Here is a 15,467-nt window from a genome sequence, read left to right on the forward strand (position 1 = left end):
GTTATTGCACCACGGCGATCTTGGCGGCGATCGGCATGTTGACGCCGGACTTGAGCCATTCCTCGAAATCGCCCGCGCGCAGGGACTTGCTGAACAGCCAGCCCTGCATCTCGTTGCAGCCATTGGCGCGCAGGAAACGGGCATGGTCCAGCGTTTCGACCCCTTCACCCACCGTACGCAGGTTCAGGGTCTTGGCCAGGGTCATGATCGACTGCACGATGAGGCGTGACTGCGGCTTGTCGAGGCTGTTGACGAAGGAACGGTCGATCTTCAGCACGTCCACTTCCAGCCGGTGCAGGTAGGACAGGGACGAGTAGCCGGTGCCGAAATCATCCAGCGCGATCCTGATGCCCATCTGACGCAGCTTCTCGATCTGCGAATGGGCCGCTTCGAAATCGGCGATCAGCATGCTCTCGGTAATCTCGATATCCAGCCGGTCCGCAGGCACATCGTACTTGCGCAAGGTGCGGGCGATGTTGTCGGCGAGGTTCGATGACTGAAGCTGCTGCGATGACAGGTTGATGGCGAGCGGAATGTCCGTCACCCCGTCATCCATCCAGCTGCGCAACTGGCGGCAGGTCTCATCGAGGATCCATTCGGAGATGGCTTCGATGTCGCCAGTTTCTTCCGCTGTCTGAATGAACATGTCCGGGGGCACGAAACCGAGTTCCGGGTGGATCCAGCGCAGCAGCACTTCGGCGCCGACCACGGTGCCGCCATTGGCGTCGAGCTTGGGCTGGTATTCGAGGTGGAACTCGCGCCGGTCGAGCGCACCGTCAAGGGCATCCTCAATGGAGGCACGGCGCACCATGTCGGCTTCCAGTTCCTTGTCGAAGATGCGCACCTGGGCGCGGCCCATGGCCTTGGCGCGGTAAAGCGCGATATCCGCGTGCGACATTGCGCGGTGCGGGTCTGTGCAATCGGCGTCGATGAAGGCGATGCCGATGCTGCAGGCCGTCTTGATGGGCCGGTTGGTGCAGGCAAAGGGTGACTGGAACAGGGCGATGATGTCTTCGGCCAGGGCAAGTGCGCGACTGCGCTCCTCGTCTTCCTCCACCAGGATTGCAAACTCGTCCCCGCCCAGCCGCGCGATGCGCAGGCCCGACGGAAGCTCCGTATGAAGACGATTGCCGACAGCCGCCAGCAGTTCATCGCCCTTCAGGTGGCCAAGAGTGTCGTTGACCGTCTTGAATCGGTCGAGGTCGAGGATCATCAGGCCATAGCAGGGGCCCTGCGGGGCTTCGCTGTCCTGCCCGCTTTCATCATCGGCTGCGGAGGTATCGCTTTCGGCCAGAGCCGGGCTTCCTTCGGCCTCCTCCAGGTGAGCGCGGACATCCTCCAGCCACTCGCCATAGGCGGTGCGGTTGGCAAGCCCGGTCAGCACATCCTTGGTGACCATGACGCGCAGTTCGTCTTCGATCATGATCTGCCGGCACAGGGAGGCCGACAGCTCCTTGGTGCGGTCATCGAGGTCCTGGGTAATCTCTTCTGCGATGGCCGCAGCGCGGCGGCGGGTGTTCAGCATCACCGCCACCAGCACGAAGATGAAGATGCTGGCGCCTGCGCTGCCGAGCAGGAAGAATTCGGTAAGGCCCACATCGCCGTCGCGGGCAAACAGCGACGGTTTGCTGCGCGATACGATTTCCCAGCTGCGGCCATACATTTCCAGCCGGTCTGTGCCTTCAAGCGTCTGGGACGTCTTCTCGTCGCTGCCGATCTTGTCACTCTGGTAGAGCAGGTTGGCAGCGTCCGCGCGCGTCGTGTCGAAGACTTCGATCTCGATTTCACGCAGGTCCGAGCCGAGAATGCCTTCCATCAGGTCATCCATGCGGAAGGCACCGTAGACGAATCCGAGATTCTGGGTCCGTCGGTCTTCCAGAGTTGCCGGAAACTCGGTGGCATAGCGCGGCAGATACATGAGGATGCCGGCCTGAACCTTGGAATCGATTTCCTGTACCAGGCGGACGGGGCCCGAGATGGTGATCTCGCCGGTATCGCGGGCGCGCGACATGGCCTCCCGTCGGGTTTCCTGGGACCACATGTCGTAGCCGAAGGCCTGGCGGTTCCGCAGGTCCATGGGCTCGATGTAGATGATGGAAGTGTATTCCGACCGCAGGCCCTGGGGCTTCAGGTGAAATGTGGGGAAGCCTTCAGCCCGCACCCGTGCCTCATAGGCTTCAAGCTCCGAGGGCTTCACCCACTCAGAATAGCCGAGGGCCTGGATGCCTGGGAAATGGCGGTCCAGCTGCAGGCCGTTATGAAATTCACGCCAGTCGCGGCGGGTCACTTCATCGCTGGCAAGGAACACTGAATTGCCGCTGCGCAGCACCGACTCATAGGAGCGCATGCGGTTCTCGATCGCCGCGATCATTTCCTCGCGGGCGAAGCTGAACCGCTGCTCGGTCGACCCCTGCTCGATATTGCGGGCGAAATGCACCGACGCATAGGTGATGAGTACACCGATCAGCGCCGTGCTAATCAGGGTCATCAGTGCGGAGGCTGATGACCACGGTTCCTCTTTCATCATGCGTCTTCTGACCCTGACCGGCTTGTGCCTGCGGCGTTGGTGGGGGCGCGTTTCTGGCGCCTGCAAGAGCCCAGTTTCGCGGCAACCGATTAAAATTACGTGCATTTCACACCCTTGCCGGGTGTTCGCGGGCAGGGGCGGCTCCGGGTGGGCGACTCATTGGTGGCCGCGCAGGGGCCGAATTGGCCTCAATGGCGGAAATCTGCGGCTGATATGGCCCAATCCGGGGCGGACAAGCCCGATTGAGGCGGGGATAAATGAGGACCAACAGGCGCTGGGGAGCGGAATCCGCCTATGCGGGGCGTAAGTGCGTCAGCACGCCGCGCCCCCTATGTTGCACGGCGGAAACCGGTGTGATACCTAACGCGCGGTTTTGCCGGGGGCGGGTATTCCGCACATTTGGCTAGCACCGATTTTTCTTCGTTATTTCAATGCCTTGGCATCATTGGGCGCGCGGCGCTTGGCAAGGTTGCGAAATATCCAACCAGTGAATTCTAGCGGGCAGATACGTGGCAGGCGAAGACGCGAATTTTTCAGGTGTCGCCGGGCGATATGCGAGTGCTCTTTTCGACCTCGCAAAGGAGTCCGGTGCCATCGATGCCGTTGCCGGTGATCTTGGCGCTCTTGAGCGGCTGATGGGCGAAAGCGCAGACCTGCGCAATCTCGTTTCCAGCCCGCTTTATGACCGTGCCGAACAGACCGCAGCCATGGGCGCCATTCTCGAGCGTGCCGGCGCGGCTGATCTCACCAAGAAGTTTGTGGGTCTTGTGGCCACCAACCGGCGCCTGTTCGCGCTGGAAGGCATGATTGGCGCCTACAAGGCCCTCGTCGCGAAGCATCGCGGCGAAGTTTCGGCGGAAGTCACTTCCGCCCACCCCCTCACCGATGCGCAGGTGCAGAAGCTTACTGAGACGCTCAAAGCCGCTACCGGCAGCGACGTCACGCTCAGCACCAAGGTGGACGACAGCCTGCTGGGCGGCCTCGTGGTCAAGCTCGGCAGCCGCATGGTCGACACCTCCCTGCGCACCAAACTCAATCGCATGAAGCTTGCTATGAAAGAGGCCGGTTGATGGACATTCAAGCCGCCGAGATTTCCTCGATCCTTAAAGCGCAGATCCAGAACTTCGGCTCCGATGCCGAGGTTACCGAGATCGGCCAGGTGCTTTCCGTCGGTGACGGCATCGCCCGTGTCTATGGCCTCGACAAGGTTCAGGCCGGTGAGATGGTCGAGTTCCCGAACGGCATCCGCGGCATGGCGCTGAACCTCGAAGCCGACAATGTCGGCGTCGTGATCTTCGGCTCTGACCAGCAGATCAAGGAAGGCGACACCGTCAAGCGCACCGGCGCCATCGTGGACGTGCCGGTCGGCAAGGGGCTGCTCGGCCGCGTGGTTGACCCGCTGGGCAACCCGATCGACGGCAAGGGCCCGATCGATGCCGCCGAGCGCCGCGTTGTGGACGTGAAGGCGCCGGGCATCATCCCGCGCAAGTCCGTGCACGAGCCGATGCAGACCGGCATCAAGGCCATCGATGCTCTGATCCCCATCGGCCGCGGCCAGCGTGAGCTGGTGATCGGTGACCGTCAGACGGGCAAGACTGCCGTTGCGATCGACGCGATCCTCAATCAGAAGCAGGCCAACCAGGGCGACGACGAGAGCAAGAAGCTCTACTGCGTCTATGTCGCCGTCGGCCAGAAGCGCTCCACCGTCGCCCAGATCGTGAAGACGCTCGAAGAAAACGGCGCCATGGAATACTCCGTGGTTGTGGCCGCTACCGCGTCCGAGCCGGCTCCGCTGCAGTTCCTGGCGCCCTTCGCCGGCTGCGCGATTGCCGAGTACTTCCGTGACAATTCCATGCACTCGCTGATCGTTTATGACGATCTTTCCAAGCAGGCCGTGGCCTATCGCCAGATGTCCCTGCTGCTTCGCCGTCCTCCGGGGCGTGAAGCCTATCCGGGTGACGTGTTCTACCTGCACTCCCGCCTGCTGGAGCGTTCGGCCAAGCTCAATGAAGACAATGGCCTCGGCTCCATGACGGCGCTGCCGGTGATTGAAACCCAGGCCAACGACGTGTCCGCCTATATTCCGACCAATGTGATCTCGATCACCGACGGTCAGATCTTCCTGGAAACGGACCTGTTCTACCAGGGTATCCGCCCGGCCGTGAATGTCGGCCTGTCGGTGTCCCGCGTGGGTGGTTCGGCCCAGACCAAGGCCATGAAGAAGGTGGCCGGCGCCATCAAGGGCGAGCTTGCGCAGTACCGCGAAATGGCGGCCTTCGCGCAGTTCGGTTCCGACCTCGATGCCACCACCCAGCGTCTGCTGAACCGCGGTGAGCGCCTCACCGAGCTTCTCAAGCAGCCGCAGTTCTCGCCGCTGGCCATGGAAGAGCAGGTTGTCGTGATCTTCGCCGGTACCCAGGGCTTCCTGGACAAGCTGCCGGTGGCAGACATTGCCCGCTTCGAGGAAGAGCTGCTGCGCACCTTCCACGAGAAGCATGCCGATGTGCTGACCGCGATCCGCGAGACCGGCGCACTGTCCGACGAGACCAACGCCAAGCTGCGTGAAGGCGTCGAAGCCTTCGCCAAGTCTTTCGCGTAACCTGAGCCGCTAAGAGGACCGAGAACAGCCAATGGCGAGCCTCAAGGAACTTCGCAACCGGATCGCGAGCGTCAAGGCGACGCAGAAGATCACCAAGGCCATGCAGATGGTGGCAGCCTCCAAGCTGCGCCGGGCGCAGGAGGCTGCGGAGGCTGCGCGTCCCTATGCCGAGCGCATGGACGCCGTGCTCGCCAATCTCGGCGGCGCGATGCTGACGTCAGCCGGTGCTTCGCCGCTGCTGGTGGGTACGGGCAAGGACGATGTGCACCTGCTCATCGTTGCCACGGCTGACCGTGGTCTGTGCGGCGGCTTCAATTCGTCGATCGCACGCCTGGCACGCGAGAAGACGCAGGAGCTTCTGGCCCAGGGCAAGGAAGTGAAAATCCTGTGCGTGGGCCGCAAGGGGCGTGACATTCTCAAGCGCCAGTTCGCCAATCTCATCGTGGATACGTTCGAGTTCACCGATGTGCGCCGGATCGGTTACGCCCAGGCTGAAACCGTCTCCAAGCGTGTGCTGGACATGTTCGAGGCCGGCGAGTTCGACGTCGCAACGCTGTTCTACTCGGCGTTCAAGAATGTCGTCACGCAGGTGCCGACAGGCCAGCAGGTCATCCCCGCCTCCATCCCGGAGCGGGCTGATGATGCCGGTGAGCCGACGCCTTACGAATACGAGCCGGAAGAAACCGAGATCATGAATGATCTCCTGCCGCGGAACCTCACCACGCAGATCTTCCGCGCCCTTCTGGAAAACGCCGCGTCCGAACAGGGCGCACGCATGAGTGCCATGGACAATGCCACCCGCAACGCGGGCGACATGATCGACAAGCTGACGCTGACCTATAACCGGTCGCGCCAGGCGCAGATCACCAAGGAGCTCATCGAGATCATTTCGGGTGCCGAAGCCCTCTAGCGGAGGCGCCCGAATTCAGGTGCTGCGGCCTTCGCGTTGCGGCACACTGAACCAAGACGAACAAGAGCGGCGCCAAGCCCCTTCGACCACGTTCAAGACTGGCCGTGCGGGGTTGGGAGACCGGCAGGGTCCAGGCAGCAAGCCGGGGGGCGCTGTTGGTGGCGAAGCAAAACGGAATTGGGCGGGTACTCCGTCCGCTGCTTGAGAGCATTTCCAATGTGCTCAAGCTTGTTGTCCGGCAACGGCCGAAGGGGCCCAAATCCCTTCCCGCACCGGCAGCACCGAGTTCAGCGGTCATAGAGGCGACCGCAACCGAAATCGACCCCGCATCGGCACGTGCCGCGGCGGTTTCAAAAAACAAGGCACCTTCCGTGCCGCATGAGACTGAGACGAGACCGAGGACACAGACCATGAGCTCCAACGCAGTGGGCAAAATTACCCAGGTCATCGGCGCCGTTGTGGACGTCACCTTTGACGACCATCTGCCGGCGATCCTGAACGCGCTTGAAACCGACAACAACGGCAACCGCCTTGTTCTCGAAGTGGCGCAGCATCTGGGCGAGAACACCGTCCGCACCATCGCCATGGACTCGACCGAAGGTCTGGTGCGCGGCCAGGAGGCCACCGATATGGGTGCGCCGATCCAGGTGCCGGTTGGTGAGGGAACGCTGGGCCGCATCATGAACGTGATCGGCGAGCCGGTGGATGAAGCCGGCCCGATCCAGTTCACCGAGCGCCGCGGCATCCACGCCGAAGCACCGGAATTCGTGGAGCAGTCCACGGAAGCCGAAATGCTCGTCACCGGCATCAAGGTGGTGGACCTGCTCGCGCCTTACGCCAAGGGCGGTAAGATCGGCCTGTTCGGCGGTGCCGGCGTGGGCAAGACCGTGCTCATCCAGGAGCTGATCAACAACATCGCCAAGGCGCACGGCGGTTACTCCGTGTTCGCCGGCGTCGGTGAGCGTACCCGTGAAGGCAACGACCTTTACTGGGAAATGATCGAATCCGGCGTGAACAAGGAAGGCGGCGGCGAGGGGTCCAAGTGCTCCCTCATCTACGGCCAGATGAACGAACCTCCCGGAGCGCGTGCCCGTGTTGCTCTTGCCGGCCTGTCCGTGGCCGAGCAGTTCCGCGATGAAGGCCAGGACGTGCTGTTCTTCGTGGACAACATCTTCCGCTTCACCCAGGCGGGTTCCGAGGTGTCGGCGCTTCTGGGCCGTATCCCGTCGGCCGTGGGCTATCAGCCGACGCTTGCCACCGACATGGGTGCGCTGCAGGAACGCATCACCACCACGACCAAGGGCTCGATCACGTCCGTGCAGGCCATTTACGTGCCGGCCGATGACCTGACCGACCCGGCTCCGGCCACGTCGTTCTCGCACCTTGACGCCACGACCGTGCTGTCGCGCGCCATCTCCGAGAAGGGCATCTATCCGGCCGTGGACCCGCTGGACTCCACCAGCCGTATTCTCGAGCCGCGTGTTGTCGGCGAAGAGCACTACGAAACGGCCCGCCGGGTGCAGGAAATCCTGCAGAAGTACAAGTCGCTGCAGGACATCATCGCCATTCTGGGCATGGATGAACTTTCCGAAGAAGACAAGCTGACGGTGGCCCGCGCCCGTAAGATCGAGCGCTTCCTGTCGCAGCCGTTCTTCGTGGCCGAGCAGTTCACCAACACCCCGGGCGTGCTCGTGGACATCAAGGACACCGTGAAGGGCTTCAAGGCGCTATGCGACGGTGACTATGACCACCTGCCGGAAGCAGCCTTCTACATGGTCGGCACCATTGAGAGCGCCGTCGAGAAGGCCGAGCGTCTGGCCGCGGAAGCCGCGTAAGGGGCGACTGGTAAAAGCTGATGGCTGACAAGCTGCATTTTGAACTCGTAAGCCCGGAGCGGCTGCTGATGTCTGCGGATGCGGACATGGTAACCGTGCCGGGTGCCGAGGGTGACTTCGGTGTGATGGCGGGACATGCCCCGTTCATGACCACCCTGCGCCCCGGCGTTGTGGACGTTCAGAACGGCCGCGAGGAAACCCGCCTTTTCGTGCGTGGTGGCTTTGCGGAAGTGAACGCGGAAGGCCTGACGCTTCTGGCTGAGCATTCCGTGCCGCTGGATGAGCTGGATTCGGCTGCGCTGGACCAGGAAATCCAGAATGCCCAGGAAGATCTGGATGATGCGTCGACGGATGCCGCGCGGATGCGGGCTGAAACGAAGCTCAACCATCTCCGGCAGCTGCGGTCCGCACTCTAGACGGGAGCTCCCGGACAGCCGCAAGATACCGCCAGGTGCTTGATCGGCTTGGGAAATCCCCAGAAAGAATGTCGATAAACCCGTCTGGACATCTATGCGTCCAGGCGGGTTTATTATATCAAGCGGCACGGTTCGAGGGGCTTGGGGGAGCGGGCCGGCGCAACAGAGATCTCAACGGGGTAGAGACATATGAGCCAGCACTGGACGCTCGACGATATCGATTGGCAGGCCTTCGACGCCGCCAAGGTCGATGCCGACCTCCTGCGTACGGTGAAGGCCGCCTCGCTGGTGGAGGCCAATGCGCCTGACTATGTGAGCTATCTCAGCGTCGTTTTCGCCGATGACCCGGCCATGCTCGACGAGCTGGAACGCTGGGGTGCGGAGGAAGAGCAGCACGGGGCAGCCCTTGCGCGCTGGGCCGAGCTTGCCGATCCCGGTTTCTCCTTCGACAAGGCTCTCAAGGAGTTCCAGGACGGCTATTCCATTCCGCAGGATGTGGAAGAATCAACGCGCGGCAGCCGCGGCGGTGAGTTGCTCGCGCGCTGCGTGGTTGAGACGGGCACGTCGTCATTTTATTCCGCCATCCGCGATGCCAGTGATGAGCCGGTGCTGAAGGAAATCGCAGGCCGCCTCGCCCGTGATGAGTTCAATCACTACAAGCTCTTCTACGACCACTTCCAGCGCTACGAAACGGATGTGCCGTCCAAGCTGCGCCGGCTGAAGATCGCTCTCGGGCGTGTCAGCGAGGCGGACGATGATGAGCTGTCCTATGCCTATTACTGCGCAAACCGTCCGAACGCGGATTATGACCGAGAGGGCTGCGCCAAGGCCTACCAGGCCCGCGCGCTTGGCCTGTACCAGCGCCGCCACACTGACAGGCTTGTTGCGATGATTGCCAATGCCTGCGGCATCCGTATCGGCCCGCGGGTGGCCAAGCCCCTGACCTCGGTCGTCTGGTGGGGCTTTTCGACCCACGCCAAGCGGTTGGCTGACGCAGCCTGACGGTAACGCGCGGGCGGGGAGTTACTTCCCCGTCAGATGGGCGAAAGCCTCTATCACTTGCTCATAGACCGGGCGCTTGAACTCGATGATGAGGTCGGGCAGCACCTGGGCATCTTCCCAGCGCCAGGCATCGAACTCGTCGTCCTCGGCCTGTGACAGATCGATCTCGTCATCGCTGCCGAGATAGCGCATGGCGAACCATTTCTGCTTCTGGCCGCAATATTTGCCTTTCAGCGCTTTGCCCAGCAGATGCGCCGGCAGGTCGTAACTGAACCATCCATCGCTTTCCCCGATGACGTCCACCTGGGAAATGCCGGTCTCTTCCTCAAGCTCACGCAAGGCTGCGGGCAGCGGGTCCTCGCCCGCGTCTATACCGCCCTGGGGCATTTGCCAGGAGCCGGGCTCGTCCTGTTGCACCACCCGGTCCACGGCCCTGCGGCCGATCCAGACCTTTCCGTCCTTGTTGAGCAGCATGATGCCCACGCAGGGGCGGTAGGGAAGAGACGTCATGCAGGAGGCCCCGGGTCGGGTGTACGCGGAAGGGTGCTCAGCGGTCTGCCAGCACCGCGGAGACTGGTACCAGATCAATGCCCTTGGCATCCAGTTTTTCAGCCCACATGGCAACGCGTTCCACGGTAACGGGAAGGGCGGTGCCTATGCCCAGCGCCATGCCGGACTGGCGCGCGCTGTCCTCCAGCTCCTTCAGGGCCTGGTCAATCTGGCGCGGTGACTTCGTTGCGTCGATTACCTGGCTCCCCCTGGCCCAGTCGAAGCCTGCTTCCGGAACGCTTTCCACGGTAGCACTGCGGACCGTGCTCCCGGTGTCGATGAAGCCAAGGCCCCGCAGCTTGAGGGCGGTGAGGATGGGCGACAGAGCGTCTGTTTCAGAGAGGAAGCGGCCACCCTGGCGGTTGACGGTAGCGAAATATCCGGTGCCGCGCGCCAGCAGCCATTCCAGGCGCTTGCGATTGGCGTCTTCCGGCAGGCTCGTCAGCAGGGTGTAGGGGCCGGGATCATTGTCAGGATAGTTGAACGGCTCCATGGGAAGCTCGAGCACCACTTCATGTCCGTCGACGCGGGCGGCATTGATCTGGTTCTGCAGGTCACCGGAATAGGGTGTGAAGCCCAGCGAGATGTCCGCTGGAAGCTGCTCCAGTGCGCGCTCGGCAAAGGTGCGGTTGAGGCCGAAACCCGTGATCAGGATCGCCACGCGCGGCCGGGCTTCGACCCCGGTGGCAGGCTTGGTGAAGGGCCGTGCGTAGCTTGCAACAGCACGGGCGCCATCGCCGCTGATAATCGGCAGAAGGCCGTTGTCAGTTTCTTCGAACAGGCCCGCGATCGGTGCCTCGCGCAGGGGCGCGCCTAGGGGCAGCGGCTCCAGGCTGCCGATCTCCTGCAGGCCACCTGGTTCAGCAGATGCGTCAGCCGTGTCTCCGGGTTCTGCCGCGTCCTGCGCAGCCACCACCACTGGCTCATCGGGCGGCGGTGCCGTGTCAGTCGGCGGCGTGTCCGTGCCATCCAGCACCTGGGGAGGCGGCGGGGCGGTCACCGTATCGCCGCTCAGGATGGTGCGGCCCCCGCCGCCTTCGGTGTTGAGGGGCACCACGAATTGTCCCGGCTGCGGGCCACCCGTAAAGGACAGCCAGACCAGCAGGCCGCCGATGATCACCGCCAGCGTGAAAACGGCGATGGCGAGCGGGTTGAGGCGGCTGCGCGGGGCATCCGTCTCGTCGCTGGCGGTTTCGGCCGGATCGGTGTCGGGGGATAAGGCGGTCATCTGCCTGAAAAGAAATGGGTGAGCAATCAGGTGGGCTTACGCGGAAACTGACCCTGCCGGGAGAATAACCCGAACACGCGTGCTGGCATAAGGGCTTGTCCCGTCAAGGTCCAGTCTGCCGGTGGCCGGCGCTGCAAAAGCAACGGCCCCGCGTGACATTTCTGTCAGCGGGGCCGCGTTTGATGAACGGATTGTCAGGCTGTGAGCCTACCCTCCTAGTTGGGGATCGGCTCCATGGCACCGGACGTGCCTGCCTTGGCCGTCGGCGTTGCCGCCGGGTTGTTGCGGTCGAAGCTGCGCTTGCCGAGCACGAGGTCACGGCCATAGATCAGCTGTAAATCGTCCTTCGGGTCTTCCGGCACGTAGGCGGAGGATCCACCCTTTTCGTCGTCATCGTCCCCGGCAAGATGGCCTGCGAGGCCTGCTTCGCCCGTGGTGCGGATGTCCTTGTCCTCTTCGACGTTCTGCTCGACCTTCACGTCCGGCGCGATGCCCTTGGCCTGGATCGACCGGCCGGCAGGGGTGTAATAGCGCGCCGTGGTGAGGCGGATGGCACCGTCGGAGCCAAGCGGAATGATGGTCTGGACGGACCCCTTGCCGAAGGAACGGGTGCCGATGACAACGCCGCGCTCGTGATCCTGCAGCGCACCTGCAACGATCTCCGATGCTGAGGCGGAGCCGCCATTGACCAGCACCACAACGGGCTTGCCGTTGGCGAGGTCGCCGGGCCGTGAATTGTAGCGCTGGGTATCTTCCGGATAGCGGCCGCGGGTGGACACCACTTCGCCCTGCTCTAGGAAGATGTCAGACACTTCGATGGCCTGATCCAGGAGACCGCCCGGGTTGTTGCGAAGGTCGAGCACGTAGCCCGGCACATCCGCCATGTCCTTCAGGGCCGCGCGCACGCCGTCGGCGGTCTGCTCGTTGAAGGTGGTGATGCGGATATAGCCCACACCGTTGTCGCGCTTGTAGCGCACCGACTTGATGCGGATGATATCGCGCACGATGGTTACGTCGAAGGCCTCGGTCTTGCCCTCGCGCACCACGGTAACTGTAATGGGTGCGTTGACCGGCCCGCGCATCTTCTCGACCGCTTCGGAAAGGGTCAGGCCGAGCACCGGGTCGCCGTCGAGATGGGTGATCAGGTCATTGGCCTGGAGGCCCGCCTTGTCAGCCGGGGTGTCGTCGATCGGCGCCACCACCTTCACAAAGCCCTCTTCCATGGTGACCTCGATCCCGAGGCCACCAAACTCGCCGCGGGTCTGCACCTGCATGTCGCGGAAGGTCTTGGGGTTGAGGTAGCTCGAATGCGGGTCCAGCGAGGTCAGCATGCCGTTGATGGCATTGTCGATCAGTTCGCTGTCGACAGGCTCTTCCACATAGTCAGCGCGGACGCGTTCGAACACGTCCCCGAAAAGGTCAAGCTGCCGGTAGGTTTCGGAGCTGGCTGCTTCCGCACCGCCGCGGGAGGGACCGGCATCCAACGCAAAAACACCCACAAGAGCGAGGCTCACAAGGCCCGCTGCTCCTGCAATCACCGTCCGGTGCATCATAAGCTACCCTTTGTCTTCCTGTCCGGCCGGCATGCCGGAATGGCCGCCGCCTCTTGCGCATACAGTTCCGCCGAAATGTGGCCACCCGAAGATGGGCTCAGGCCGGACGGGACGCAAATCTGATCCACGGTGCCGGATCGATGGGGGCACCGTCTTTTCGCAGTTCAATATAGAGCAGCGGGCCGCGGCTGGCATCCCCGGCGGTTCCTCTGCCCGTTCTGGGGCCCTGTCCGGTCTTGGCGGCTTGTTCGGGGAGCCGTCCGACGGGTTCCCCGGCAAGCACCTGCTGGCCCGGTGTCGCATAAATCTCCGCCAGGCCGGCCAGGACGATAAGGTAATTGTCGCCCGGTGTGATTATCAACACGTTGCCATAGCTGCGAAACGGGCCCGCAAACACGATTTCGGCATCCGCGGGGCTTACGACCTGGGCACGCGGGCGCCCCTCAAGGCTCAGTCCCTGTATCTCGTCACCACTCAGATCCTCTGCCCCGAAGGCCCGCACTATGCGCCCGGAGGCCGGGCTGCGCAGATGGCCGCGCAGGCTGGCAAAATCCGGCCGTACGGCTTCCTCAGCCAGATCGGGTGTCAGGGCCGCCACGGTCGGCACGTCGCGTTCAAGCCCGCCCAGAAGGTCACGCAGGGACTTGGCGCGCCCGGCGAGGCTTGCATAGCGTTCAGCTGCGCGTCTGGCGTCCGCCGTCGTCACCAGCTCTTCTTCGCGCTTTGCCACCAGCAATTCGTCAATCCGGCGTTGTTCGGCCTCCAGGGCTTCTGCATCCCGGGCCAGTTGGCGGCTTTCTGCCTCAATGGTGCGGGTGAGATCGTCGAGGGCGCGGATCTGGGCCGAGATTTCGTCGGCTACCGATTTGAGTTCCGGCACCAGCGTACCCAGAAGGATGGCCCCGCGGGCAGCTGAGAGAGCATCCTGCGGGTTCACCAGCAGGGCCGGCGGCGGGTCCAAGTCGAGGCGCTGCAGGGCGGCGAGGGCTTCCACGAGCTGTTCCCGCCGGGCGGCCAGGATGGCCTCGCTAACGGCGCGGGCAGCGGTCAGGCCATCAAGATGTCCGGCCCGGTCGGCAATCGCGCTTTCAAGCGCCTGAGCGCGGTCACCGGCCGCCACCAGTTGCTCCTGCAACTGGCGGACAATGCGGGCGGCGGCGCGGGCACGTGTCTGTGCCTCATCGCGGGAGATCTCCGCCCCGTCCAGGGCGCGCTCCACTTCCAGCAGTTCTTCAGCCTGGCTGGGATCGACGCGGGTTTCCTGCGCCGGGGCAGCCAGTGCCAGGAACGGAAGCAGGATGAGTGCCCCCAGCACGCGCAAGGGGGCGGGGTGTCCCGCAATCCGGACCCGTCCCCGTTCAGGATGCCGCATCCAGCCCCTCCGGCAGCGTCAGTAACGGCGTCGATATGCCGCCAGTGTCCCGGTGCGGCATGACCTCCAGCGGCAGGCCGGCCAGTGCCAGCAGGGTGGGTGCCACATTGGCAAGGGTGCCGGTTGCAAGGGGCGTCTCCTGCGTCACCGCACCGCCATGGATCAGCAAGGGCAGGGCGCTGGCGGCGGCAAGGCTCGTGTCGGTGCCCATGGCGACGAGGGTACCGCCGCGGCGTTCGAGAATGGCCGCAAGGCGGCCCAACGCCTTGTCCTGCTGCTCGACAATGCGGCGGGCTGCCGAGCCCGAAGCCATGGTGCCCAGACTGCGGGCTGAGGCGGGCACGCCGCCCAGCAGGGCAAAGATCACATCGGTTTCACCCTGCTTGATCCATTGGACCGCAGCATCCGCCACATCAAGGGCCGTGGGCGCCGGGACAGCGCGGCTGGCGGCGAGGCGGCAGCCCTCCATGCTTTCCGCCCACAGGCCGTGCTGGGCCTGCGGCACAGCCATGGCGACGGTGAGGCCTGCATCGCGCAGCACGGATGGCAGGCGGGGCTGAAGGGGCTCAAGCGTCAGCAAGGGCTGCAACGCCGCAGCGCGGCTTGCAGGCAGGGACGGCGGTGCTGACTGGGTCCAGCCGATCACGCGGCGACAGGCAGACAGGGTCACGGGGCGGCTTGCCGGAATGGTAAGGCCGCCTTCCGGCAGCAGGGTGCGCAGGAGCGGCGTCATGCCTTCGGCCTGCGGATGCAGCACCAACAGCGCATCATCACCGCGCATGCCGGGATAGGCGATGTCCGCCATCGGGGTGATGTCGCCATCATTGATGCCGCCCCGGTTCTGCGCATCGATGAACTGCCCGAGACCGTCGCGGGTCTGCGGGTCTGCGTCCACCATTGCGTTGCGCACGAGGGCCAGCGCCTTGTCGTCCGCGGTGCTATCGAGGGCAAAGGCACGGCCGGAGATGGTGGCGAACTGAACGCCCTCGACGCCGGCCACATCTTCGCGGAACTCGTGCATGGCCTTGAGGGCCGCATCGGGGGCACTGTCTCGTCCGTCCAGGATCGCGTGCACCCAGACGCGGATGCCTTCATAGGCAAGCGTCGCGGCAATGCGGGCGGCATGGGCCGTAAACCCCTCGATGCCCGAAGGTGTCAGGCAGCAAAGAAGGTGACAATCACCGCCGATACGGCTGAGGTCATGGGCGAAGGCGCTGAACCCCCGATCCGCCATCAGCCCGCCATCCGCACGCATCAGCGCGTCGAGGCGGGCGCGGGGGTCCTGAGGCTCCTGGCCTTCAGCGATGGCGGTGAGGCCGGTTGCCAGGCTTGCGGGCACAGGGGCTGGGGTCAGGGTGGTTGCCGCGGCTCTGCGTGCCAGGCGGTTGAAGGCCGGTGTGCGGGCACTGAAGGCAGGCAGGCGCGCATCCGCTGCGCCCGCGCCCCATCCCTGGAGCAACGCAATTACGAGCGGAC

At 63.9% G+C, this 15,467-nt stretch carries 12 protein-coding genes; 6 read left to right on the forward strand and 6 right to left on the reverse strand.

Features of this window, described 5'->3' with window-relative positions; genetic code table 11:
- Window position 1: 1 nt before the first annotated feature.
- A complete protein-coding gene (locus HG718_RS14930; RefSeq protein ID WP_160586410.1) occupies window positions 2–2,488 on the reverse strand; it encodes a putative bifunctional diguanylate cyclase/phosphodiesterase in 2,487 nt (828 codons plus the stop codon).
- A 548-nt stretch (window positions 2,489–3,036) separates the two neighbouring features.
- Here HG718_RS14930 and HG718_RS14935 point away from each other — a divergent pair.
- The 6 genes from HG718_RS14935 to HG718_RS14960 all read left to right on the forward strand — a co-directional run bounded on the left by HG718_RS14935 (window position 3,037) and on the right by HG718_RS14960 (window position 9,289).
- Window positions 3,037–3,597 (forward strand): F0F1 ATP synthase subunit delta, encoded by a 561-nt coding sequence (locus HG718_RS14935; RefSeq protein ID WP_027839648.1) that lies wholly within the window; start codon window positions 3,037–3,039, stop codon window positions 3,595–3,597.
- Window positions 3,597–5,126 carry a F0F1 ATP synthase subunit alpha gene (atpA, locus tag HG718_RS14940; protein WP_027839649.1) on the forward strand — a complete coding sequence of 510 codons (1,530 nt, stop codon included), beginning with the start codon at window positions 3,597–3,599 and terminating at the stop codon, window positions 5,124–5,126. The genes HG718_RS14935 and atpA overlap by 1 nt, the downstream gene beginning before the upstream one ends.
- Before the next feature lie 31 nt (window positions 5,127–5,157).
- On the forward strand, window positions 5,158–6,036 hold the full coding sequence (locus HG718_RS14945; RefSeq protein WP_027839650.1) for a F0F1 ATP synthase subunit gamma: 879 nt from the start codon (window positions 5,158–5,160) through the stop codon (window positions 6,034–6,036).
- A gap of 410 nt (window positions 6,037–6,446) precedes the next feature.
- Window positions 6,447–7,871, forward strand: a complete 1,425-nt coding sequence (gene atpD / locus HG718_RS14950; protein WP_027839651.1) for a F0F1 ATP synthase subunit beta — start codon at window positions 6,447–6,449, stop codon at window positions 7,869–7,871.
- A 20-nt stretch (window positions 7,872–7,891) separates the two neighbouring features.
- Window positions 7,892–8,287: a F0F1 ATP synthase subunit epsilon gene (locus HG718_RS14955; protein ID WP_027839652.1), complete on the forward strand. Its 396-nt coding sequence runs from the start codon at window positions 7,892–7,894 to the stop codon at window positions 8,285–8,287.
- 189 nt (window positions 8,288–8,476) lie between these two features.
- On the forward strand, window positions 8,477–9,289 hold the full coding sequence (locus HG718_RS14960; RefSeq protein WP_160586411.1) for a ferritin-like domain-containing protein: 813 nt from the start codon (window positions 8,477–8,479) through the stop codon (window positions 9,287–9,289).
- Between the two features lie 21 nt (window positions 9,290–9,310).
- Here HG718_RS14960 and HG718_RS14965 read toward each other — a convergent pair whose 3' ends face one another.
- The 5 genes from HG718_RS14965 to HG718_RS14985 all read right to left on the reverse strand — a co-directional run bounded on the left by HG718_RS14965 (window position 9,311) and on the right by HG718_RS14985 (window position 15,450).
- Window positions 9,311–9,799 (reverse strand): RNA pyrophosphohydrolase, encoded by a 489-nt coding sequence (locus HG718_RS14965; protein ID WP_160586412.1) that lies wholly within the window; start codon window positions 9,797–9,799, stop codon window positions 9,311–9,313.
- A 37-nt stretch (window positions 9,800–9,836) separates the two neighbouring features.
- A complete protein-coding gene (locus tag HG718_RS14970) occupies window positions 9,837–11,066 on the reverse strand; it encodes a divergent polysaccharide deacetylase family protein (RefSeq protein ID WP_160586413.1) in 1,230 nt (409 codons plus the stop codon).
- A 215-nt stretch (window positions 11,067–11,281) separates the two neighbouring features.
- Window positions 11,282–12,616 (reverse strand): S41 family peptidase, encoded by a 1,335-nt coding sequence (locus HG718_RS14975; RefSeq protein WP_160586414.1) that lies wholly within the window; start codon window positions 12,614–12,616, stop codon window positions 11,282–11,284.
- A gap of 100 nt (window positions 12,617–12,716) precedes the next feature.
- Window positions 12,717–13,991 carry a murein hydrolase activator EnvC family protein gene (locus HG718_RS14980; protein ID WP_160586415.1) on the reverse strand — a complete coding sequence of 425 codons (1,275 nt, stop codon included), beginning with the start codon at window positions 13,989–13,991 and terminating at the stop codon, window positions 12,717–12,719.
- Window positions 13,978–15,450 carry a hypothetical protein gene (locus tag HG718_RS14985; RefSeq protein WP_160586416.1) on the reverse strand — a complete coding sequence of 491 codons (1,473 nt, stop codon included), beginning with the start codon at window positions 15,448–15,450 and terminating at the stop codon, window positions 13,978–13,980. Before HG718_RS14985 ends, HG718_RS14980 begins: the two co-directional genes overlap by 14 nt.
- Between the last annotated feature and the right edge of the window lie 17 nt (window positions 15,451–15,467).

It is taken from the genome of Pyruvatibacter mobilis, assembly GCF_012848855.1.
GTDB classification, from domain to species: Bacteria; Pseudomonadota; Alphaproteobacteria; order CGMCC-115125; family CGMCC-115125; genus Pyruvatibacter; species Pyruvatibacter mobilis.